Source organism: Acinetobacter sp. Ac8, assembly GCF_055392545.1.
In genome coordinates, this window is the sequence record NZ_AP043689.1 from 4,624,376 (window position 1) to 4,647,760 (window position 23,385).

A 23,385-nucleotide genomic window follows, 5' to 3' on the forward strand; every position below is an offset into this window, starting at 1 on the left:
TAACAGAAGTTAAAAAATACCTACGCCATTCGTAAGTTGATAGAGCTTCATGTTAATATTTGCGATTCTCTTCCATTCAAATAACAAGTTTTGAGGTCTGATATGAGCTTATGTTCACACGAGCAGCATGATACTTTGCATGGTGTACACGATCATCTCAATGTAGAAGCTCGTTTATCAGAAGCAGAAAGCCTTTGTGCAACCTCAGGTGCCCGCCTTACCCCTTTGCGTAAAGAAGTACTTGAATTAATTTTGAATGCCTCAGGTCCTGTAGGTGCTTATGATCTTTTAGCCAAGATGAAAGGTGCTGCAGAACGTCCAGCTGCACCACCTACTGTGTATAGAACCTTAGATTTTCTCTTAGAAAAAGGTTTTATTCATCGTTTAACTTCTATTAATGCTTATATCCCTTGTTGTCACCCACGTGAAGGACATCAAGCCGCATTTTTAATTTGCACTGAATGTCATACAGTGAAAGAAGCTTCAGCAAAAGGTTTGATTCAAGAATTAAACCACTTAGCCGCGTCAGATCACTTCAATGCACATCACAGTATTATTGAGATTTCAGGAATATGTCAGCAGTGCTCGAACAAAGCGTAAACTCCCCTCTCGTTCAACTGCAACAAATTAATGTCCGAATTGATGATCGTGACATTCTAAAAAATATAGATTTTTCATTACAAGAAAAAGAAATTGTCACGCTTATTGGTCCCAATGGCGCAGGCAAATCAACCCTGATCAAAGTATTATTGGGTATTTTAAAACCCAATGCGGGCAAAATTATCAGCCCAAAAAAAATTAAACTGGCATATGTACCACAAAAATTTAACCCCTCTCATAGTCTGCCTTTAAGAGTTAAAGATCTACTGGATCTTGAGAAATGTGATAAGGCCATTAAAGCTGAAATCATTCGAGATACTGGTATTGCCAAATTAGAGTACGCTAAAGTACAACAACTTTCAGGTGGTGAACGTCAGCGGGTTTTATTAGCGCGTGCTTTATTACGCCAACCCGATATTTTAGTTTTAGATGAACCTATGCAAGGTTTAGATATCCAATCTGAAGCTGAACTGTATGAATATGTGCGTAGCCTGCCACAACGTTATGGTTGCGCCATTTTAATTGTGTCTCATGATTTACAATGGGTAATGCAAGGCACTCAGCGAGTTGTCTGTTTAAATAAGCACATTTGCTGTAGTGGTTTACCTGACAGTATTCAGCAGCATCCAGAGTATCAAGCTTTGTTTGGTGATACTTTTGGAAAATACCACGCTTTTTACCAACACCATCATGACCATTGTGCACATGGTGACTCCGCCAAAACTTGTGAACATGGCCCACATCCACACATTCACCCAGAACCGGAAGCTTAAACCATGATGGAATGGTTAGAATTACTGTTACCTGCATGGATTATGGGAACACTTTTAGTGTTTCTAACAGCTCCGCTAGGTTGTTTGATGCTATGGCGTAGAATGTCGTTCTTTGCTGACACGATGGCACATGGTACCTTGCTGGGTGTCGCTTTAGCCGCTGTTTTAACTTTACCGCTTTGGGTCGGAGTTACCTTTACTGCGATCCTCTTGGTGGCTGTACTTTGGGTTTTACATGACCCGCGTTTACCCAATGACGCCTTACTTGCATTATGTGCTGCGACCTTACTTTGTTCTGGTCTATTGTTAATTCAACATTTACCCGCATTACGTCCTGAGTTATTAAGTTATTTATTTGGCGATTTATTAACAATTGAGTGGTCAGACCTACCTATTTTTGCAACTGTGATTATTGTTGCTTTAGCTGTTCTCTACCGTTACTGGCAAGCACAAATTCAAATTGCGATTGACCCTGATATTGCAGTAAGTGAAGGCGTAAACGCCAAATGGCAACGCTTAATTTTTATGTTGTTATTGGCTTTATTCACCGTACTCGCTTTACGTGCCGTCGGTTCGTTATTGATGGGGGCGTTATTGGTCATCCCCGCACTGGCTTCACGTCTTATTTCTCACTCACCGAAACAAATGGTGATGGGGGCGTTTGTGATTGCTCAAATTGGTGTGACTGTGGGGTTATGGTCAAGTGCAGCCCTGAACATCTCTACAGGGCTAAGCATCGTATTAACCATGTCTTTGCTGTTTGCTGTGATTTTCTGTGTAATGAAAGTAAGAAAGATGGCTTGATGGATCAATTCCATCTTTAGGCCCCAATCAATATTTAAACCATGCTTTTTAACGAAACATATAATCCATATACAGCAATGACAATCAGAATTAATCCGCAAAGCCCTAATATTTTTGGATAAATTTGACTTTTAGAAAGCTTATTAAACGACAGATAGACCAAAGATAATGTGAGAAAATCTAAAATAATCCATGTCACAACTAAGATAACCAGACTGGTATTTATATCAGCATGAATATGAATAAACTGCGGGAAAAATGATGAAAAGAAAAGGATATCTTTAGGATTTGAGATACCCACTAAAAAGCCTTTGCTGAGACCACCATCCACAGGCGACAACATCGTATTGAGTTGATGCTCCTGTTGGGATAACACTTCTTTTAGAATTCCATAACCTAGATAGGCAATATAAAGACATCCTAAAACTTTAATGATCAAGAAGAGGGTTTCATTGACACTAAACATGCCTTTTAAAATTAAAATAGAGGCTGTAATAAGTACCAAAGAAGCCAAATTTGTCCCAATAATGGTCAGTAAAGACTGTCGGTAGCCACCTTTTAAACCTGCACTTGCAACCAAGATCATGACTGGACCAGGCGTTGCAATCATGATAATCACACTAATGGCATACAAATAAAATTCTAAATAATTCAAAGCATCCTCGAAACAATGGCTTATTTATATGGTCAAATCTCTAACATATAACTCAGTTAATCGCCTATGTTTTTATTGGTGCACTAGGCTTAATAAGCCAGCGGCACAGCTAAACAATACGGCAAAAGTACGGTTCATATATTTTTGTTGTTTTGGTGATTTTAATAGTCTTAACACTTTGGCTGCCAATCCCGTATAACCAGCCATGACAATCAAATCAATCGTGATCATGGTCACTGCCATAATCACATATTGAATCCATTGTGGTTTAGACAAGTCTAAAAACTGTGGCAAAACAGCAAGTAAAAAGACGATAGCTTTTGGATTACTGATATTGACAATAAAGCCATATAAGATCAGCTTGGGAATAGATTTTGTCGGTTGCTCAGTTGGGATATCTATCGACTGTGTTTTCGTCGTCCATTGTATGTAGGCTAAATACAATAAATATAAAACCCCAAACCATTTCACCACGAAAAACGCCAGCGGTGTGGTTGCAAACAACACCCCAACCCCTGCTGCGACAATCGCAATTTGAACCAACAATGCCAGTTGTAAACCGATTGCATTCCAATAACCACGGCGAAAACCATAATTTAGACCGCTCGACATAGACGCGATCGCACCCGCACCAGGTGAAATACTGATCACCCAGCACGCCAACATATAGGCAAACCAGACTTGATACGACATAACAAAAGGATAGAAAACTTTTAACACGCTATTATAGCGGTTTTAAAACGATACATTTCGATTAATTTAATTGGTAAAAAGTATAAGACTTTACTATTCAGCTGTTGCTTGATCATGCACAATAAGGGGATTGATAAATAAAAATTGAGGAGCCATCACCATATGACAGCCCAATCTGTAATTCTACCTTTACCTTCTAATCATGCTCGTTTCATTGTTTTAAATTTAAAAAATCTGTCTATTGATGGCTTAAAAGAACAACTCAATGCGTTGTTAAGTACACGTGATCGCCTAATCACTCAACATCCTGAAGCCGAAATTAAAACCTCAATCGCTTTTGGTCCTGAACTTTGGGCAAAACTTTATCATACAACTCCTGAAGGGTTTAAACAGTTAGAACCAATTCAAGGCGCATTTGAGATGCCTGTGGTTCCTGCTGATGTACTCATTCATATTGCGTCTGCACGTACAGATATTTGCTTTGCGCTTAGCCAATCCTTTTTTGATGGTATCCAAAATCAAGTTGAAGTTCTGGATGAACGGGTGTGCTTCCGTTATCTCGACGGTCGTGACCTGACTGGTTTTATTGATGGTACTGAAAATCCTCAATTCCCTGATGATCGTGCTGAGACTGCGTTATTAGGTGAAGATTCAGGTATTTTTGAAGATGGTTCTTTTATTTTTGCACAACGTTATGTACACGAGCTTGAAAAGTGGAAACGTTTAAAAGTTGATGCACAGGAAAATGTGATTGGTCGTTCTAAATTAGAAAGTATTGAGATGGACGATGAACACAAACCTGAAAATGCCCATATTGCGCGCGTTGTCATTGAAGATAATGAAGGTGAAGAATTAGAAATTCTGCGCCACTCTCTTCCTTATGGTGATGGTCAAGGCGAGCAAGGTCTATTTTTTATTGCCTATACCAAAGACTTAACCCGTATTGATCGTATGCTAGTCAATATGTTTGGTACTCAAAGCGATGGGATTCATGACCGTTTGCTGCACTTTGTAACACCTATGGATGGTGCTTATTTCTTTGCACCGAATGAAGAAGTGTTGGAAGAAATTTTGGAAGACTAAAATAAGAAAGTAGCTACGTTTAACTTTGAATGATCTATCTCTCGAATACAGAAAAGCTGACTTTGATCAGCTTTTCTGTTCACCCAACCTAAGTGTTTACAATAATAACAATACACTGATTACCAATTAGTTATTTTCATCCAAACATTCTACAAAGACAAAAAACGATTACTAATTTTGAATACTAAATATTGCAACTTATCATGCAAATAAACCTCAACATATAGACTTTAGGGCGTCCATTTTATGGAGCGTTAGAATTACGTATTTCTAACATTTCATTGCAATCCTTAGAGTCTGAATAAACGAAAATCCGCTGGTCTTGGTTTTCTAATAAAATAGCATCCTTATCAGCACCAAAGGCATTTTTAGAGACATCGCACTTATAGGATGGCAGTTTAAAATTCTTGACCACTTCACATTTCGGCTCAGCAGCAGCTTCATCAAAACCATACCATTCTGTAATATTTTGATTTGAGCAAGAAATTTGATTTGTTTGAACACTATTTTTTGTCACAGCCACATTATCTGCAACTACTTTTGATTCGCTTACAGGTAAAGCCTCACTTGTAGTTGAAGATTGTTGTTCATGCAGGTCTGCCTGCATTACATTTGGTTTGTTATTTGAACTACTTTGTGCTTTATCTTGGTTTTTATCGCTACATGCAATTAAAGCACTTATAAAAATTAAGATATAAATATTCTTCATGACTGAATGCTCATAATGATGCGCTATCTAAAAATGGTGTTGGATCAACTAAGTCCGAACGCCGTTTATAGACACTTGTACCGCTTAAAGTGCCTTTATTACTTGGATTTGAGTACATTTCCAAATGCAACATCATACTTGGAATACCTTTTGTTGTTAAGCTACCAACATGGGCAATTACCTGACCTTTTACAACTTTATCTCCAGCTTTTACTAAAGCTTTACCTTTTTTAACTTCGCCATAGCGAATGATATGCTTTTGATGGACTATCTCAATGGCATCAGTGTTGTCATAAAAGTAGTAAACATTTTTTACAATACCATCTGCCATTGCTCTAATTTCTGTCCCGGCAGAAGCATAAAGATCACATCCAGCATGTTTTCGTTTTCCCCCACTTCGATTAGAACCAAATCGAGCAAAGCCTTTTTTATACGAGTTTGTCCGAGCTTTTAGCGGGAATAAATATGATCCATCATCTTTTGGCTTATCTATTCTTATTTCAATAACTGGCATAGGGTTTTTTAGAGTTGCAGAATAGAGAACTTGATCTTTTCCATTTATATCTACAAGAATTTCTATTTTCTTTCCATCCTCTCCTCTATGTTTTTTTAATCCAACTCCATCTTGCCCTGTATAGTGCGTTCTTTTTGCTCCATTGTAATTTACCGAATAGGGAAGGTTCTCTTCCTTACCTGTTCCTTTATTTATTGTTTTTATAGTGAATGAAACATCACTACCATATTGCTTTGTTAATGGATTACCATTTTTCTCTGTATGAACATTCTCTGTTTTTCCTAGTGAAGGAATAAAATCAATTAAATAATCAACAAAGCTCTCTTCATTCTTAGCTGGTGTTTCTTTCGCTGGTGCTGTTTTTGCTGGTACTGTCTTTGTTGGAGTATTTGAAGCCACTGGCGGCATCTGTATTATTGTAGCAGCAGGATTTAAGTTCACATTGATTACTGAAATACTTGGATCATTTCTTAATGTCAAAACAGGTTTTTTATTTAAAAGCAATAGCTTATACACAAACGCATTTAACATTTTTAACTGAATAAAGCCATTAGAATCTGTTGTTTTTTCTATTTCTCTACCTCTATATGAGACAAAAAACTTATTGTTTTTTACAACCTTACCATTACTATCATGTATCTTCAATTTTACACTTACAAGCCCTAATGGAACTGATATACAGCTATTTTCTATTCCTTTAGTTATAGGTATTGTTTTTAATTTTTGATAACCTTTACTACCATTTACTAATATATCTAAACTCTCACCCTCTTCCGCAATCAGACCAGTTTTTATTCCTGAACCATCAGAAGTATGTTCTTTGATTTTACCTTTATATCTTACAAAAAACTTCATATTCGTTATTTTTCTATTTGTGTCACTTTCTATTATAGATATATCAAATTTTATATCTTTAGAAGCCTCTTTTTTCACCTCATCTTTCTTAGAATCATCCGTTTTCTGTTCAATAACGACAACTTTTTCTTGTTTTAGTTCAGGTTCAGCAGGTTTTTGTAACACAGATTGGACTTTAATATCTTCACTTACACTTAATTCAATAGTTTGCTTTTTATCAGGGGCCTGTGTGATAACTATCGATTGCTTACCATCTGCCTTAATGACTATTTTACTGCCTGGATGTCTAATAATAACAGGTAATAGTCCTTGCTCATCTGACTCTGCATTTACAATAAACTTAGATTGTTTAAACTTACCACTATATTCAGATTCAATAGTTACTTTTTTATTTTTTGCTATTTGCCCTATTTGATTTTTTAATGATATATATATTTTCCTACTACAACAGCTTTCTAAGTCATAATGGTTGAACATATCTATATATTTACTAATATGAACTTTATTCCCATCTGATTCTTTATAATTTCCCTTAAAACCTGGTACACCTAAAAAAGAACCTAATCCCCCTTCACCAACTAAATGAGCCCCTGCAATAGCGCCCGATTCAGTAATTTCAATTCCATTTATTATTTTTCCATAATATTCATTAAAGCTTCTATTTCTTAATCGTTTGCAAAGAAGATCTATCCATTCTCCAATGATCTGAATTTGCTTAGCTGGGGATTTCAAAAAATCTGATAAAGAATTAACACCATTGTGCCCAACCCAACTCCCTGTCCAATCATTTGCTTTTGTTTTATCAGAATTATTATCCCAATGCTTATAATAGCCCAGATCGATAAGTGCAGCTTCACCAAATTGAAAAAAACCAATATAACCCAGAGAATTTTTTATTTTACTTGCATCAATGTTTACAGATGCAGTTAAAGGCAGACTTAAATCTGATGAAGATTCTTTTCTTGAAACGGCACAAATAAATCCATATCGGGTTAATGGATAAGATTTTTGATTTATAGATTTACCATTTTTCATTTATTTAAGTCCTCAAAACTAAATCTCTTAATATCAATTTTTTTATTATTGATATATGAGCTTAAAATAGGTTTTAATTTCTCAAAATCCCCCAATCCTGGGCAACTTAACTCAACACCATTTTTATTTGCTTTTTTTGTTGGAGAAAACTTATCTTCAAACATATCATAGCGGCCTAAATTTCTAAAATATGAAAAATAATTACCATTAGCATCATTAATGATTCTTATATCACTATGGTCATTTTTCAGATAAGCATAATAAACTTGGTATTTATTTTTATTCACTTCAATAACTTGGCATTCTCCTGTTGACATCCATTGAGCATCTTTTGGGTTTAAGCCAATAGTCTTTACAAGTTTTGCTTTATTGACATCTTCCCAAATTTGTTTACATGGGACATTACTTTTATCAATTTTGATACTTTCATTCTTATTTTTGAAGATATCCCAAATTTTTTCACAAGCATTTTCTTCAGCAAAAGCTTGGATTGAAATAAATGTGCTCAACACTAATATTAGACTGCGTTTCATCTCTCTTATACTCCAAATTTATTAAAATCATCTTCTAAGTCATCTTTATATTCATCGTCTAAAGCTTCTTCAAGCTGACTATGAATTCCATCATCTACTAAATCCCCAGTATCATGATTATAAAGATCTTCATCTAATTCCTTTGTAGGTATAATATTTTCGTCTTCATTACTACTAATAAATTGAATTTCAACATTATCTGACGAATCACTAAATATTCTTGGTGTCCGTCCCATTTCATCCAATATCCCAATATATTCTGTATTCTTTGTTTTGTTTATGACTTTGAATCTAATTTCATCTTTCAAATCTTCTAAATTAAAAATATCACCAAAATCAAACCTTCGACTAAATATTCCACTCTCAGGCATTTTCGGTAACTGCGCATTTACAGTTGCCCCACTGGTAAACAACTGTTGGCCCGATTTCACTTCAAACTTTCCACCAGTTTTAATAAAGACACCGCTACCATTAACCACAAGCTGAGTCCCACCTGCTTTTAAGTCAATTTCTTTAGAACTGGTCAGTTCGATCTTATCCTCAGTCGCGATCAGTTTAATCACTTTCTTCGCAATGATTTCAATCAAGTCATCCTGTGCCTGCACTTTTATCGGTCCTTTTGCAGCAAAAGCACTTAAACCTTTCTGTGCAGCAAACAAACTAATTTTATCCTGCGCATGACCAACAATATTCTTCTGAGCACTCATGTTAATCGAACCATTTGCACTTTCAGCAATATCTTGTGAAGCTTGAAGAATAATGTCTTCTGGCGTGGTTAATGCAATCCCATTTGGCGAAGCCAATAGCATCAACGCTTGACGGAAAATCTTACCTTGTTCTTGTTTAGCGTTGTCGCTGCTATTTTCCAAGCCTTGTGTGTAGCCTTCCATAAAACCTTGCAAACTACCTAAAGCCTGCAACGGTTTAATTTCAAGTTTGTTACCCTTATTGAATGTTCCGCAAGTACTCATAATGTCAAAGTCTTTGATTTCAACATTGGACAAGACCTTACCCACATTACTAATGGATTCAAAAGGATTAGATTTAATATCGTCTTTTAAGCTTGCAAGCTTACCTTTAATGATATCTGTACCGTGCTCTTCAACGTTCTCAATAAACGCTTTTAAGTTTTCAACGGCTTCTTTCGCATCAGAGAAATATTCATTAAATTCATCCACGATGCCTTTTGCATTACCACCTAAAGCACCGATGTCTTTAATAAACCCACCACAATCTTTTAAAGCATTCAAGGGGTCATTACTCACCCCTTCTTTAAATAGATTTAGAGTCGTATTCAATGCCTGTCCTGCATTTTTTAACTCAAGTGATTGAATGAATTTCGGCAAACGATTGACAACATTCAAGGCATCTGTTTGTTGTTTGACTGCTATTTCACTCAGCACTTTCATACTTTCTGCACCTTGATTTAACAAGGACTGCGCTTGTGCTGCTTCTAAGTGGTCTGCAATCGCATTTTCTTGGGCATACGTCGTGATAAGCATGCCTTTGCCTGCACGCATGGCACCATAAGCATCGGTTCTTAACTCAAAACCTTCACCACGCCCATTGCTGGTTTCCTTATCTTTCGGATGGCTTAAGTTCCCAAGGTTAAGTTGTGTCGCTGCATGACTACTTTGTAGCTGCGTACTGATTTGGCCTGTTGTATCATCAAAGCGGAGTTGGTTAAAACCTGATCCACCCACTTCCGATGAGCGAATACCACTTAATTTTTTGGTATCAGGCAACTGGCCTTTGATATCAAACATGGTTTGATGACGTTCTGCTTCATGTAAACGTCCCATCACAAATGGACGGTCGACATTGCCATCAAAGAAATCAATAACTACGATTTCACCAATTCGTGGGTGGAATCTTGTGCCATAACCTTCTCCCGCCCAAGAGGTCAATACATCAACCCAAGCTGAGTCTGTATCATTGTCATTCGAGCCTGCACCACCATCATGACTATTGTCATCGGTACGGGTGAAGAGGAAACGAACTTTGATCCGCCCCCATTGATCGACATAAATCGTTTCACCTTGCGGTCCAACCACTTTGGCACGTTGTGGAAATGCAGAAGGTCTATGTGCTAAAGGGTTATATTCTGGAACGATCGGAATTCTACGGCGTACCAAGGACAACTCATTGGCTTGACGCTGGTCTTTAATTAAATGGTTCCAATAATTTAAATTAAGCAGCTTGGATAACTGATCTTGTAACTCTTTAGGTAAGTTATTTTGATTGTAAAAAGTCTTACCTAAGATTAAGAACTCACGATCCGAACCATCATGTTGATCAATTTCAGGGTGTTCTCTTAATTCAAACCAATAGCCAACTTGCGCATCACGCACTGAACTAGTTGCAGTAAAATATTTGGACTGTAATTCTTGGTATTGTGTTAGTTGGGTATTTAATTTATCAACTTGGGCTGAACTGGAAACTGTGGTTTGGTCTTCGCCATTGAGATCACTGGTCCAAGCTGGGCTAATTGTCCAAGCCTGCTCTAAACTTAAAGTTTCATTGTCTTGTTGATCACTATGTTGGTGATTACTTAACTGGCTATCGCCCTGATCTTGTAAAAGGCTATCCGCTTGCCAACGTTGTACTTGTATTGCTGTTGATTGAATTGAACGCTGGGCGATGAGGCTGGTGATCGTGTCAAAGCGTTCTGTTGCATGACTGCGATGGAAACGAATACTTCGTCTAGGCATTGCCTCATATTGCGTATTGTCATCAATGAGACGTAATTTCTGTGCCTGAATCTGCGTTGCCGAAATAGGCACAATTCGTACAGATTCATCAACTAACCAGTTAATACCTTCACTGCGCCACAAGCGAGTTAAAAATTCATAATCCGTTTCATTGGCTTGCATTACAAAAGGACGGATATCGTATTGTTTTTTTAAACCACTACTGTCCAGACTGAGACTGGCAGAAAATAAGGCACTTTTCGCTTGCCACTCTTTAAATAAGATTTCCGATATTTCCAGAACACTTTTGTTCATAAAAACACGGCTATTACGACGCTTATGCCAAAGACTGGTTGCATCTTCAAGCGTTAATTTATAAACACTTAACGCCCCATCACTCTGCCCTTGGCTTGCCCCTGTTACAATTCCAGAGGTTCGGTACAATTCACCAAAATCGGTGACTTGATCAACTGCAACCTGACACCCGATAAATTGTTTTAAAGCAATATGCGCATTGGTTGAAAGGCAGAGTAATTCTGCCTTTAAGCCTTGATTAATCTGTTGTTGCCCCTGAATGCATTGCAAGAATACACTGCTGTTTAAGGCTTGATTTGAGAATTGAACGTGGATCGCTCGTGTTTGTAATCCCAAGCCAAAGCTTTCAAGTAAGGTCGTAATATTTTTCAGCATTTTAGTTATTGATATTTAATTACAAGTGTCCTTATTTTAATTAAAAATTCAAAAAAAGACACCGATAAATTGTTATATTTTTTAATCAATATCTCTTTTTAAAAAAGGGAAATTATCTAGTAATTTCCCTTTTTATCTTCATTACCTACCAATAAAAGTTAAAACGGAACACGTTTATAATCACGATATTCTGGTTTCCAGAAGTTCTGTTCAATACTTTCTAGCAATTGCTCATCACTGATCATCGGCGCTACACCATCTTGAATAGCGGCTTTAGCAACTTTAAATGCGATAATTTTAGACACTTGCTGTAATTCATTTAAATCAGGCAATAAATCTGCGTGGATATCTTGCAACTTCGGTGAACAATCAGCCAAAGCTGAACTAGAAGCCATCAGCATATTGTCTGTAACACGGGTTGCTTGAACTGCTACCACACCCAAACCAATACCAGGGAAAATATAAGAGTTATTGCACTGCGAAATCTGATAGGTTTCACCATGATAATTCACAGGGGTAAATGGGCTACCTGTCGCAATCAATGCTTTACCATCAGTCCATTGAATAATATCAGCTGGCACTGCTTCAACTCTTGAAGTTGGGTTGGATAAAGGCAATACAATCGGATATTCACAGTTTTCAGCCATCGTTTTAATGATTTCTTCTGTAAATAAACCCGGTTGACCGGATACCCCAATCAATACGGTTGGTTTGGCATTTTTCACAACATCAAGCAGTGAAATGATTTCCTCAGCATTGCCCCAATGTGCAACATCTTCAGGTTTCTGCGCAAGCTTACGTTGGAAATCTAATAAGTTTGGCTGATTTTCAGTGATTAAACCAAAACGATCTACCATAAATACTTTGGCACGCGCTTCAGCATCCGTCAGGCCTTCAGCAACCATCTGTGCAATAATTTGTTCTGCAATACCACAACCTGCGGAACCAGCCCCTAAGAAGGTAATTTTTTGATCTTTGAGCTGTTTACCTGCGGCTCTACTCGCAGCAATTAAAGTACCAACGCAAACTGCCGCTGTTCCTTGAATATCGTCATTAAAACAACAAATCTTATCACGGTATTTTTCAAGTAAAGGCATGGCATTTTTTTGCGCAAAATCTTCGAATTGAATCAATGCTTTTGGCCAACGACGTTTAACCGCTGCAATCACTTCATCAACAAATTCATAATATTCATCCCCACTGACACGAGGTTGCGACCATCCCATATAAATCGGGTCATTCAATAATTGTTGATTATTGGTTCCCACATCAATGGTAATCGGCAATGTATAGGCTGGACTAATACCACCACATGCAGTGTAAAGAGACAGTTTTCCAATTGGAATTCCCATGCCGCCAATACCTTGGTCGCCTAAACCAAGAATACGCTCACCGTCTGTGATCACAATCACTTTGACATTTTTACGGTTTACGTTGTGAATGATTTCATCAATGTATTTACGGTCAGGATAGGAAAGAAATACTCCACGATGACGGCGATAAATATCGGAGAAACGTTGACATGCTTCACCCACTGTCGGTGTATAGATAATCGGCATCATCTCACTTAAGTGGTTTTCAATCAGGTGGTAAAACAGCGTTTCATTGGTGTCTTGAATATTTCGTAAATAAATATGCTTATTGATCGCTTCACTGAAAGAACAGAACTGTTGGTATGAACGTTGACTTTGCTCCTCGATACTTTCGATCACATGAGGAATTAAACCGTGTAAGTTAAATTGAGTTCGTTCTTCTTCTGTGAAGGCTGAACCTTTATTTAATAAAGGCAGCTCTAATAAGGCATTACCTGCATAATGAATATATAGAGGATATTTTTTCAGGGTTTCCGTTGGCATTTCCATTCTCATTGAAGCAGACTGCCTGCTTCTATCTTTTGCTAAGCTACGACTTTGGTCTGATACAAGCTTAAGCCTATTTTTGACTAAATGGGTATTTAGATACGTGATAATGATATTCAAAGTATTTTACAGAATGATAAATTATTCTCAGTTTTGCGGATCAAATTCTCTTTTTTAAGCAATTTAATATTTTTCCATAAAATAATGAGCCATGATCCCGCCATTAAAACTGCATATTTGTACGCAATTTTGACCAATCATTGATTTTTTTTCTGTTTAGATTTATTTTGTTTAAAATACGATGAAGCTAAACCAATAACAATGAACACAAAGATCTCTCTGCTCCTTCTTAGCACAGTCATTGCATGTACTGGCTGCCAAACTGCAAAAAAAGTCTCTTCTGGTGTTTCTAAAACCACTGAAAAAGTCAAAAGTATGGTGGGCTTAGGCGAAACCAAAGTTCCAGAAGTTGATCAACAAGGTGTGGTTGATGTCAGTAAAGCCACCCTTGAAAAACTAGAACAAATGAAGATCAATATGCCCACTGGACAATGGGTCTATATTGAAAATGATCTTCAAGGTATTTACACCTTACAGAACAAATCCAGTGATGGAAACGCCCTATATTTGCGTTTGAATTGTAAGATTCCTTCGCAGAAGTCTGGTTTTACGATTGAAGATAAAAATGGCAAAGAGCTGCTTAAAGCACATGATGCGCAAACCGGTCAAGTTCAATTCTTAATCGACAATAACAACTATGGCAATCCATTTGACTTAGTCAATGCGAAAAAAATGCCGACATTTAAAACAGCACTGAGCAAAGCCAAAGTGATTAAAATCTTTAACAATTCCAAACTTTATACCTTTACAAATGGCCATGCTGAATTGCTTAGCAAGCCTGTCACATGTAAAGAGTAGATCCATTATTTAGGCATATCCACAAATACGGCGGTTAAACGTCGTACTAAGGGTAAAACAATCAGAACCACAGGATATGCCACAGCCCATGATACCATCCATGCAGCAAGCCATTTGGTCCAAAATCCGTTAATCAAACCCACATTGATCAACATATTAATCAATGACACCATGCCACTCATTAAACAAGATAAGAACAACGGCATAATCCATGCTGCAAATTTTGCAGGGAGTTTTGGGATATTGCCAATAATTGTGGGAGGAGTATTTGACATATATCGCTCTAAATTTACCAACAGGCCACATTTTATTCTTTTAATGGACCTGAAACAATTAATCCTTCCACATAACATCGGCCACATTTTGCCATTTGATTTGATTGGACAAATTTAAAGGCTGATCATAGAGCTCAGATATCACATTGATTGCATCATCGAGTGAAATAATTGAATTTAAAGGGAGCCATGTGTCATCACCAACATCAAATAACGCTAAGTTCAGATCTTCATTGCAAGACAACCACGACTCACCTTGTTGGACAGTAGGGATATTTTTATCGTAACGCAAAATCAAGTGAGTCGTATCCACCCACCAAAACAATAAAATGATCTGACCTTGTTTTGGCATATCTAGCGCAAGATAACCTGAATTTGAATATTCCAAGTCTGTGGCCTGAATCTTCGCAAACAACTGTATAACTTGTTCTTTTTCTATAATCTCATGATCGATTTGATCTAAAAAACTCACAAACATATTTTTTATCCTGTGATTAAAGCAGTGTAATCCGTCAAGTCGATATGAAATCTAAACGCCAATACACAGTGAAATTGAGCATACCGACATTTTTCTTATCGAATAAGTTTTATTCTATACAAATGCATTCACCTAAAAGGCGCAAAATTTGCTATATTTAGCGTTTTTCTGCGACATTTATTTCTCTATAGATTATGAATACGGCCATACAAGCAGCTCTTGATCATGCAGTGCAATCCCTACAAGCTGAAGGGACTCTTCCATCTGACTGGAAAAACACGAGTGTTTTAACGCGAACTAAAGACCGAAGCCACGGTGATTTCGCATCAAACATTGCCATGATGGGCGCTAAAGTTGCTGGTATGAAACCACGTGATCTTGCAGAGAAAATTTTGGCAAATTTACCCGAAGTGGTTGATATTGCCAAAGCTGAAATTGCGGGTCCTGGTTTTATCAACTTCTTTTTAAATGCCGATCAACGCTTTACTGTGTTGGATCAGATCCAAGCACAAAAAGAACAATTTGGTAAAACCCAAGCAAATGCAGCCAAGAAAATTCAGGTTGAATTCGTTTCTGCCAACCCAACCTCTAGCCTGCATGTAGGTCATGGTCGTGGTGCTGCATATGGTATGACTGTTGCAAACTTACTTGAAGCAACAGGTGCCAAAGTTGAACGTGAATATTATGTCAATGATGCTGGCCGTCAAATGGACATCCTCGCCACATCAACTTATTTACGTTATTTAGAATTAAGCGGCCAAACTTTAGTTTTCCCTAAAAATGCTTATCAAGGTGATTACGTTAAAGAAATCGCCCAAGGTATCATCGACAAACATGCTGATGCTTATGTACGTAGTGTGGCTGATGTTTACAAAGATGTTCCAGAAGATGTGCAATATGCTGAAGAGCTTGATGCCGATGGCAATAAAGTGGTTATTTCAGGCGATAAAGAAAAGCACATTGATGGCTTAATTCACAACGCACAAGCTTTAGTGGGTGAAGGTTATCGTGTATTCCATCAAGCAGCTTTACATGCCATTTTAGATGACATTAAAGATGACCTTGGTGAGTTTGGCGTAACGTTTAATCACTGGTTCAGTGAAGCATCTTTGGCTGAAAAAATTGATGAAGCCTTACAAACATTAGATCAACGTGGTTTTCTTTATGAAAAAGATGGCAACATTTGGTTTAAATCAACTGAATTTGGCGATGAAAAAGACCGTGTAGTCAAACGTCGTAATGGACAAACCACGTACTTTGCCTCTGACATTGCCTATCATTTAAATAAATTACAACGTGGCTTTACTGACCTTGTTGATATTTGGGGTTCAGACCACCATGGCTATATTGCACGTGTTAAAGCTGCAATTGACGCGATGGGCTATGACTCATCTAAATTGACGGTACTTTTAGTACAGTTCGTCAGCTTATGGCGTGGTGGTGAGATGGTACAAATGTCATCTCGTTCAGGTCAATTCGTGACATTGCGCGATCTTCGTAAAGAAGTCGGCAATGATGCAGCACGTTTTTATTATGTGATGCGTAAATCTGAACAGCACATTGATTTCGATTTAGATTTAGCGGTATCTCAAAGCAAAGACAATGCTGTGTATTATATTCAATATGCACATGCTCGTATTTGCCGTATGTTAGAAAAAGCAGCAACAACAAATATTCAATTTGATACTGAAAATGCACGTCAATTTGCTGCAAAATTAGAACTTGATGCTGAAACTGAAATTTTAGCGAAACTCGCGGCTTATCCTGAAGTCCTTATTCGCGCTGCAAATAATTATGAACCACATCAAGTTGGTAATTATTTGAAAGAACTTGCTGCTTTATTCCATGGTTGGTACAACGAGAATAAAGTATTGGGTGATGATGCCGAATTGACTCAAGCCCGTTTATTGCTTTCAGCAAATATCAAACAAGTCTTACATAATGGTCTTGAATTATTGGGTGTCTCTGCACCTGAAAGTATGTAAGTCAAGAATTGCTTTACATGTTCTCAAGACCAAGGTCTGGCTCAAAGTAAGCATTGAAGTATGTAATAAATCATTACTTTACATCGTGTTCAAGCAAAACTATGCTTGAACACGATCTAAGCAATACATAATAAGAGGGTTCCACGTGTTTGGAAAAACGCAACGCGGTGTTTCAGAAAGGCCAACCAAACCTAAACAACCATTGATTCCTAAATGGTTAGGGATGCTTGTCGTCATTTTAATCGTGTTAAGTTTTGGTGTCGCACTGATGCTCTGGAAACCGTGGGCGCCCGTCCAACCCAAAAACGAAATCACGTCTGAGCATTATCAAGAAGATACCAACAAAGACTATCGTTTTTATGATCTGTTACCACAACAACAGGTTACCCCTATTCCTGAACAAGCTGTTCCTGAAAGCAGAAATCAACAACAACCTGTAATTGTTGAAGCACCGTCTCAGTCTGAAAATGTAGATGTCGGTGTAAATGCTGAACGTACAACACCTGTTCAACCCGAATATATTCTTCAAGTTCGTAGTTATGATGATCCTGATGCTGCCGATGCACGTCGTGCTGAAATTATCTTAAATGGTTTATCTGCCGATGTGGTTCAAAGCACAGAAGCTGGAAAAACTTGGTATCGTGTGATTTCAGGCCCTTATGAATCACAAAATGCAGCAGTGATTGCCCAACAAACCTTACAACATAGCGGTATTGACTCTATTGTAGTTAAACGCTGATGCAATTTTCAGGCATGGCCTGATCAATCAATCATAAAAACAGGATGCTTTGGCATCCTGTTTTATTCTTCAAAATCGTTTTTTAACCTTACTTAGATATGCGGACAAATTGAATACTTTTTATTCAAAAGAAATATAATTCGATAAAAATTTACCCAAATTGATCAAAATTAGAGTAATCTATTTTCCGCAATACATTACCCATGTCGTTGCCGAGATATCAAAAGTCACCAATACTTTTGATTTGCTGTCCTGTGATTGGCGTGACGATCAAATCCGAAGATTACAGGGCGCTCAGAAATTCACATGGGTAAAAGCCCACACCAATAGGCATTCAGCCAATTTCAAGCAATAAAACAGTTCATCTAAACTTCACTGAAAATTCATTCGCCTAAGTATTTCAATTTGAGTACACTCCTATTGAGATTATGAATTTTTAAATGCAATGAATAATAAAAAACAGATTTTATGTGTAGAAGATGATGCTGCTATTCTTATGCCGTTACGTTACGCACTTGAACGAGAAGACTGGCAAGTGACTTGGGCCAATTCAGGTCTGCAAGCCATTGATTTTATTCAACAGCAACCCTTTGATTTTATTATTTTAGATGTCGGATTACCAGATTTAAATGGTTTTGATATCTGTAAAAAAATTCGTCTCTTTAATCACACACCCTTGCTATTTTTAACCGCACGAGATGATGAAATAGATCGTATTGTGGGTTTAGAAATTGGCGCAGATGACTACTGTACCAAGCCATTTAGTTCGCGTGAAATTGTGTCTCGGATTAAAGCCATTTGGCGCAGAATGGAGATACAGAATCAGTTACAGCACACCTCACAGCCAAATACACAGCTTTCTACAACGCCAGCTAAAGTTTGGCAATGCAATGATGAGGCTTTGCAAATTCATTACTTAGGCACAATACTGCAGCTGACTCGCTATGAATATCGCTTACTTAAATTATTGATTCAACGCCCTGAACAGGTGTTTAGCCGTCAACAATTGATGGATCATGTATGGGAGCACCCTGAGCATAGTTTAGAAAGAACAGTCGATACCCATATCAAAAGTATTCGCAATAAACTCAAGCAGATCTCTCCTGAGCAAGACCCGATCGAAACCCATCGAGGCTTTGGCTATAGTTTAAAAAGGCAAGGATAAACCATGTCCATTTTTATTCGTATTTGGTTCTTCTTTGGATTGATCATCTTGCTGGGTTTATGGTTTATGTCTTATACCTTCAATCAACAAGTAAAGCCCAATGTTCGACAGGTCGTAGAAGATACTCTTGCGGAAAATGCCAATATTATCGCGATGTTAGTAGCTGAAGATGTCTATGAAAATAAAGTCAGTACCGTTCAGTTTGATGAAAAAATTCAAAAAGCGCTGAATCGAAAACTCAATGCCACGATCTGGAAACATAATAAAAATGAAATCAATCAACAAATCTATATTACCGACAACAAAGGTATCGTCATTTATGACTCACAAGGTATCGCCACAGGACAAGATTATTCACGATGGAATGATGTTTACCTGACCTTAAAGGGAAAATACGGCGTTCGCTCTACACGCAGTTATGAAAAGGACAGCAATAGCAGCACTATGTTTATCGCAGCGCCAATCTATTATCAAGTTGGTCAACAACAGCAATTGATTGGCGTTGTCAGTATTGGAAAGCCCAATATTTCAGTACAGCCTTATATTCAGCGCGCTGAAAATCAGCTGATCCGACAAGCCGCTTGGATTACATTACTCAGTCTGTTTCTTGCCAGTTTGGTGGCCTATTGGCTAAAACACAGTATTGACCGTGTCCGTAAATACGCGCAGGCACTTGCACCTGTCAATCAAACCCCCTATTTTCGTTCGGCAAAAGAACTCAATCAAGTTGCTCAAGCAGTTGAAAATATGCGAGAAAAACTCGAAGATCGTGCTTATGTGGAACACTATGTCAATACACTGACCCATGAACTCAAAAGTCCGCTTACCGCAATTCAAGCCAGTGCAGAACTACTCAAAGAAGATTTACCACTAAATGATCAACAACAATTTGCCACGCATATTCATGAACAAAGCCAGCGCTTACGTAGCCTGATTGATCGAATGCTCTTATTGACCCGTCTGGAAAAATCTAAACATCAAATTGAAATGCAAGATTTCAATTTATCTGAACTGATTCAACAGACTTTAGACCAGCATGCCAGTCAAATTCAAGCCAAAAAAATCCAGTGTTTACTGGATATTGAAGCCAATTGTATGCTTCGTGCAGATCGATTTTGGATTCAACAAACCCTTGCCAATATTTTAGATAATGCGCTGGATTTTTCCACAGATTCAGCAAAAATCCTGATTCGGCTTCATCGTCAAACACACCAGCAGATAGAATTACAGGTTTTTAATGAGGGCAAATGGATTCCAGATTATGCACTCACGCAAGTGTTTGATACTTATTTTTCCTTGCCTCGTCCGATTAGCCAACAACGCAGTTCTGGTATTGGACTGAGCATTGTTAAACAAGTCATTGAACAACACCATGGACAGATTCACATTGGCAATATTCAAGGAAATGAAATCACCATCTTACAACCCCACCAAAAGGGTGTATTGGTAAAAATTCAATTGCCTTAGCACGACCAAACTTCACTTAAAATTCATATAAAAAACCGATACACCTCAAACAAAGCACATTGCTGTTTCGCACACTCAACACTGACAACAAACAACGGCGAAGGAAAACAGTGATGCGATCCAACTTTATTACATTCAAAATTATTGCAATCGCAATTTTAGTTGCCTTATTTGGGATAGGCTTACTCTTTATTACCAGTCTGGTCTCAGAACGACAAGATTACCAACGGGCATTTCTGAAAGAAATTGCACAAAATAATATTAGCCCTCAAACCGTGATTTCACCGTATATCCGTGTGCCCTACAATGAGCAAAAAAACTGCCTCGATGAAAAGAAGGTGGCCTATTTGTGTACTGAGGAACAATGGCTATATATCAGTGCTGACAGCACGCAATGGTCATCCAACTTTAATGTTTCTGACAACACTTATAAACGCACCATCTATCGAGCAATTAGCTACACCGCAAATCTCATGGCCAAAGGCGTATTCCAAAAACCAACACTTGAACAGAAAGATTACCAATGGGAACGAGCTGAAATTATCTTCCCTGTACATGATCCTCGCGGCTTAGATACCCAACCGAACTTAAACATGCTCAATAAAACTTATGCTTTTGAAATGAGTGCTCAAGGCAGTAACAGTTCTGGTTTTGACTTTATGTATGTTTCTGCAAAAAAGTATCCTGAATTAATCAATGCCATTCAAAATGGTTTCACTTTTGATTTAACCGCCAATATTACGGGTCTGGGAAAATTCACCCTGATCCCAACCAGTCGTAGTGTCACTTATCAGGCCAAAGGCAATTGGGCGGATACCAAATATTCAGGACAAAACTTACCCTTTGCAAAAACCAGTACACCGCAACAATTCACCGCACAATGGAAAAATATTGCTCTAGGTCATCAAAACATCAGTAAATTGATTGATTGCGACAACAATGAGTGTATTCGCCAGTTTAGTAATGGCTATTTTGCACAAGAGCCGGCTTATATGGGTGAACCTAGTCAAAGTATTGGTTTATCAACAGAATTCCTAGAATCAGTCAATGTCTATACACAAACAGATCGTGCGATTAAATACGGTATCGTGATTATCATCATCACCTTTGCTTGTTTCTTTCTCTTCGAAGTGCTTAAAAGCTTACGGATTCACCCCATTCAATATTCTTTGGTGGCGATGGCTCAAGTGGTGTTCTTTGTTTTACTGCTTTCGATCAGTGAATACTATGCCTTTGCATGGGCTTATTTCGTTGCTGGAATTGCCTGTGTCGGGCTCATGAGCTGGTACTTATACTATGTGATGAAAGGTTTTAAAGCCGCTGGCCTATTCAGCATCATCCTGAGTTCACTTTATGCCGTGATGTATATGCTATTGCAATCTTCAGGCAAAACCTTCCTGATCGGCTCTATCATTTCATTTGTTTTACTTGCTGTAGTGATGTTTATTACACGGCATATCGACTGGTATCAAATCAACAATAAGCCTGAGCAAAAACTCAAATCCTATACGCCTCCGCAAGCTTGATAACGGCACAGTGAATAGCTCAAAGCGATTCACTGGCTTAAAAATAGATTCTAAATAATAGGTATTTCAATGAATATTTCCATACCACAGGAGCAGCAACACTTTAAGCAGTTGCAACAACTTTGTCCTCTGCAATGTTCGATTGCATTTTGTTTAAATCAGTTACGTGACGCGCAGATTCATTTTTTAAATTTAGGCAATTTCATTATTTGCCCAGAATATAACTGTTTGATTATTTTTAAGTATAAAATCCTCATTCGTATAGATAGATTCACCAACAAGCAACAAAGTTAATTTGCAGATTGTAAATGATGACGTAAAATTTAAAACATAAACAAACTTTGAGAATGATCATGACTGTACAACGTTTGCACGTAGAAAAACGCTTTTCTGAAATCGCAATTTCGGGAAATTTAGTTCACTTGGCGGGTCAATTGGCTACGGATTTAAGTTTGGATATCAAAGGGCAAACTCAACAGACCTTAGATATCATTGATCGTTTTCTTGCAGATGCGGGCACAGATAAAAAGCACATTATGTCTGTGATGATTTTTTTAAAAGACATCGAAAATGATTATGCAGGAATGAACGAAATCTGGGATGCATGGTGTTCAGATATGCAAGCTCTGCCGAGAACTTGTGTAGAAGCAAAGCTTTATCGACCTGATGTTTTAGTTGAAATGACGGTTGTTGCGGTCAAACCAGAATAAGCTCAATACTAAATTTTGAATGAACTAAAAAATGCATGTTTAAACATGCATTTTTTGCTTAGCTATATGCGCGATTTGAGTACAGATCAAACTTCCCCAGTACATGTTCCTCCAACATTTGCGAATGGCTCATTTCTGAAAATTCTGTTAAAAAATCTTCTCGCAAATCCTGATACTCTGGAATCCCCATATAACGAATCACACGATAACCTGCCGACTGTAACAAGGCATCTTCATAGGTATTTTGATTCGAGCGCTTAATCGCATTGATATCATCTAAAGCAATCACAGCTAAAACTTTATAATCTTTGTCCAGCACCACAAAGTCTGCAAACATTTGCTGATACTTACGACGTGTATGTAAATATTTTGTCGTTAATAAGGCATCAAAAGATACATGAGCCAAGATATTGGCTTCAGGTAAAATTTCTTTTAAACGCGTAAACGTAATTTGTTCATGTGAGTTAAATACTGCTCTTCTTCGTAAAGCACTATCTGCTTGTTGCTTATTTTTCAATCCTTTATAAGCAGCGGCAATCACGACAGCAAGTAATATCAAACTCGCAACGATTATCATGTCCATTTTTCATTTCCTAATTCTTTATTATAATTTGGTCTACGACCAGTTC

Annotated in this window: 22 protein-coding genes; 12 read left to right on the top strand and 10 right to left on the bottom strand. The window is 37.7% G+C overall.

Annotated elements, in window-relative coordinates; all coding sequences use genetic code 11:
• Positions 1 to 102: 102 nt before the first annotated feature.
• From ACZ5QH_RS21945 to znuB, 3 genes are read left to right on the top strand one after another with little or no spacing between them, the layout of a single operon-like run.
• On the top strand, positions 103 to 600 hold the full coding sequence (locus ACZ5QH_RS21945) for a transcriptional repressor (RefSeq protein WP_004723431.1): 498 nt from the start codon (positions 103 to 105) through the stop codon (positions 598 to 600).
• Positions 573 to 1,373: a zinc ABC transporter ATP-binding protein ZnuC gene (znuC, locus tag ACZ5QH_RS21950; protein WP_056518356.1), complete on the top strand. Its 801-nt coding sequence runs from the start codon at positions 573 to 575 to the stop codon at positions 1,371 to 1,373. The genes ACZ5QH_RS21945 and znuC overlap by 28 nt, the downstream gene beginning before the upstream one ends.
• Before the next feature lie 3 nt (positions 1,374 to 1,376).
• Positions 1,377 to 2,177, top strand: a complete 801-nt coding sequence (gene znuB, locus ACZ5QH_RS21955) for a zinc ABC transporter permease subunit ZnuB (protein ID WP_004723435.1) — start codon at positions 1,377 to 1,379, stop codon at positions 2,175 to 2,177.
• Positions 2,178 to 2,211: 34 nt separating this feature from the next.
• Here znuB and ACZ5QH_RS21960 read toward each other — a convergent pair whose 3' ends face one another.
• A complete protein-coding gene (locus ACZ5QH_RS21960; RefSeq protein WP_303577760.1) occupies positions 2,212 to 2,832 on the bottom strand; it encodes a LysE family translocator in 621 nt (206 codons plus the stop codon).
• A 72-nt stretch (positions 2,833 to 2,904) separates the two neighbouring features.
• Positions 2,905 to 3,525, bottom strand: a complete 621-nt coding sequence (locus tag ACZ5QH_RS21965) for a LysE family transporter (protein WP_004823696.1) — start codon at positions 3,523 to 3,525, stop codon at positions 2,905 to 2,907.
• A gap of 162 nt (positions 3,526 to 3,687) precedes the next feature.
• Between ACZ5QH_RS21965 and ACZ5QH_RS21970 the strand changes: the two genes are divergently transcribed.
• On the top strand, positions 3,688 to 4,608 hold the full coding sequence (locus tag ACZ5QH_RS21970; protein ID WP_303577759.1) for a Dyp-type peroxidase: 921 nt from the start codon (positions 3,688 to 3,690) through the stop codon (positions 4,606 to 4,608).
• A 244-nt stretch (positions 4,609 to 4,852) separates the two neighbouring features.
• Here ACZ5QH_RS21970 and ACZ5QH_RS21975 read toward each other — a convergent pair whose 3' ends face one another.
• The 5 genes from ACZ5QH_RS21975 to ACZ5QH_RS21995 form a co-directional block, all read right to left on the bottom strand.
• Positions 4,853 to 5,317, bottom strand: a complete 465-nt coding sequence (locus ACZ5QH_RS21975; protein WP_303577758.1) for a hypothetical protein — start codon at positions 5,315 to 5,317, stop codon at positions 4,853 to 4,855.
• Between the two features lie 10 nt (positions 5,318 to 5,327).
• Positions 5,328 to 7,721: a M23 family metallopeptidase gene (locus ACZ5QH_RS21980; protein ID WP_303577757.1), complete on the bottom strand. Its 2,394-nt coding sequence runs from the start codon at positions 7,719 to 7,721 to the stop codon at positions 5,328 to 5,330.
• Positions 7,718 to 8,254 carry a hypothetical protein gene (locus ACZ5QH_RS21985; RefSeq protein WP_270386152.1) on the bottom strand — a complete coding sequence of 179 codons (537 nt, stop codon included), beginning with the start codon at positions 8,252 to 8,254 and terminating at the stop codon, positions 7,718 to 7,720. The genes ACZ5QH_RS21980 and ACZ5QH_RS21985 overlap by 4 nt, the downstream gene beginning before the upstream one ends.
• 5 nt (positions 8,255 to 8,259) lie before the next feature.
• The gene (locus ACZ5QH_RS21990; protein WP_303577756.1) at positions 8,260 to 11,634 is read right to left on the bottom strand and encodes a type VI secretion system Vgr family protein; all 3,375 of its coding nucleotides are present in this window, start codon (positions 11,632 to 11,634) and stop codon (positions 8,260 to 8,262) included.
• Positions 11,635 to 11,792: 158 nt separating this feature from the next.
• On the bottom strand, positions 11,793 to 13,490 hold the full coding sequence (locus tag ACZ5QH_RS21995; RefSeq protein ID WP_034614981.1) for an NAD-dependent malic enzyme: 1,698 nt from the start codon (positions 13,488 to 13,490) through the stop codon (positions 11,793 to 11,795).
• Positions 13,491 to 13,814: 324 nt separating this feature from the next.
• Here ACZ5QH_RS21995 and ACZ5QH_RS22000 point away from each other — a divergent pair, with 324 nt between their 5' ends.
• Positions 13,815 to 14,411 carry a hypothetical protein gene (locus tag ACZ5QH_RS22000; protein ID WP_303577755.1) on the top strand — a complete coding sequence of 199 codons (597 nt, stop codon included), beginning with the start codon at positions 13,815 to 13,817 and terminating at the stop codon, positions 14,409 to 14,411.
• A gap of 5 nt (positions 14,412 to 14,416) precedes the next feature.
• Here the strand turns inward: ACZ5QH_RS22000 and ACZ5QH_RS22005 are convergent, their stop codons facing one another.
• On the bottom strand, positions 14,417 to 14,686 hold the full coding sequence (locus tag ACZ5QH_RS22005; protein ID WP_004823682.1) for a DUF2798 domain-containing protein: 270 nt from the start codon (positions 14,684 to 14,686) through the stop codon (positions 14,417 to 14,419).
• A gap of 58 nt (positions 14,687 to 14,744) precedes the next feature.
• The gene (locus tag ACZ5QH_RS22010) at positions 14,745 to 15,164 is read right to left on the bottom strand and encodes a hypothetical protein (protein ID WP_004823681.1); all 420 of its coding nucleotides are present in this window, start codon (positions 15,162 to 15,164) and stop codon (positions 14,745 to 14,747) included.
• 194 nt (positions 15,165 to 15,358) lie between these two features.
• Here ACZ5QH_RS22010 and argS point away from each other — a divergent pair, with 194 nt between their 5' ends.
• The 7 genes from argS to ACZ5QH_RS22045 all read left to right on the top strand — a co-directional run bounded on the left by argS (position 15,359) and on the right by ACZ5QH_RS22045 (position 22,756).
• A complete protein-coding gene (gene argS, locus ACZ5QH_RS22015; RefSeq protein WP_004723449.1) occupies positions 15,359 to 17,149 on the top strand; it encodes an arginine--tRNA ligase in 1,791 nt (596 codons plus the stop codon).
• Between the two features lie 145 nt (positions 17,150 to 17,294).
• Entirely contained in the window at positions 17,295 to 17,888 is a 594-nt protein-coding gene (locus ACZ5QH_RS22020; protein WP_004723450.1) for an SPOR domain-containing protein, read from the top strand.
• Between the two features lie 445 nt (positions 17,889 to 18,333).
• Positions 18,334 to 19,053 carry a two-component system response regulator CreB gene (gene creB, locus ACZ5QH_RS22025; protein ID WP_303577754.1) on the top strand — a complete coding sequence of 240 codons (720 nt, stop codon included), beginning with the start codon at positions 18,334 to 18,336 and terminating at the stop codon, positions 19,051 to 19,053.
• 3 nt (positions 19,054 to 19,056) lie between these two features.
• The gene (creC, locus tag ACZ5QH_RS22030) at positions 19,057 to 20,520 is read left to right on the top strand and encodes a two-component system sensor histidine kinase CreC (protein WP_303577753.1); all 1,464 of its coding nucleotides are present in this window, start codon (positions 19,057 to 19,059) and stop codon (positions 20,518 to 20,520) included.
• A gap of 113 nt (positions 20,521 to 20,633) precedes the next feature.
• Positions 20,634 to 22,046 (top strand): cell envelope integrity protein CreD, encoded by a 1,413-nt coding sequence (creD, locus tag ACZ5QH_RS22035; RefSeq protein ID WP_303577752.1) that lies wholly within the window; start codon positions 20,634 to 20,636, stop codon positions 22,044 to 22,046.
• A gap of 69 nt (positions 22,047 to 22,115) precedes the next feature.
• Positions 22,116 to 22,340 carry a hypothetical protein gene (locus ACZ5QH_RS22040; protein ID WP_464016765.1) on the top strand — a complete coding sequence of 75 codons (225 nt, stop codon included), beginning with the start codon at positions 22,116 to 22,118 and terminating at the stop codon, positions 22,338 to 22,340.
• A gap of 59 nt (positions 22,341 to 22,399) precedes the next feature.
• Positions 22,400 to 22,756 carry a RidA family protein gene (locus ACZ5QH_RS22045; protein ID WP_056518324.1) on the top strand — a complete coding sequence of 119 codons (357 nt, stop codon included), beginning with the start codon at positions 22,400 to 22,402 and terminating at the stop codon, positions 22,754 to 22,756.
• Positions 22,757 to 22,814: 58 nt separating this feature from the next.
• Here the strand turns inward: ACZ5QH_RS22045 and ACZ5QH_RS22050 are convergent, their stop codons facing one another.
• Positions 22,815 to 23,339, bottom strand: coding sequence for a DUF2726 domain-containing protein (locus tag ACZ5QH_RS22050; protein ID WP_004723457.1), 525 nt, complete (start codon positions 23,337 to 23,339; stop codon positions 22,815 to 22,817).
• Positions 23,340 to 23,385: the final 46 nt, after the last annotated feature.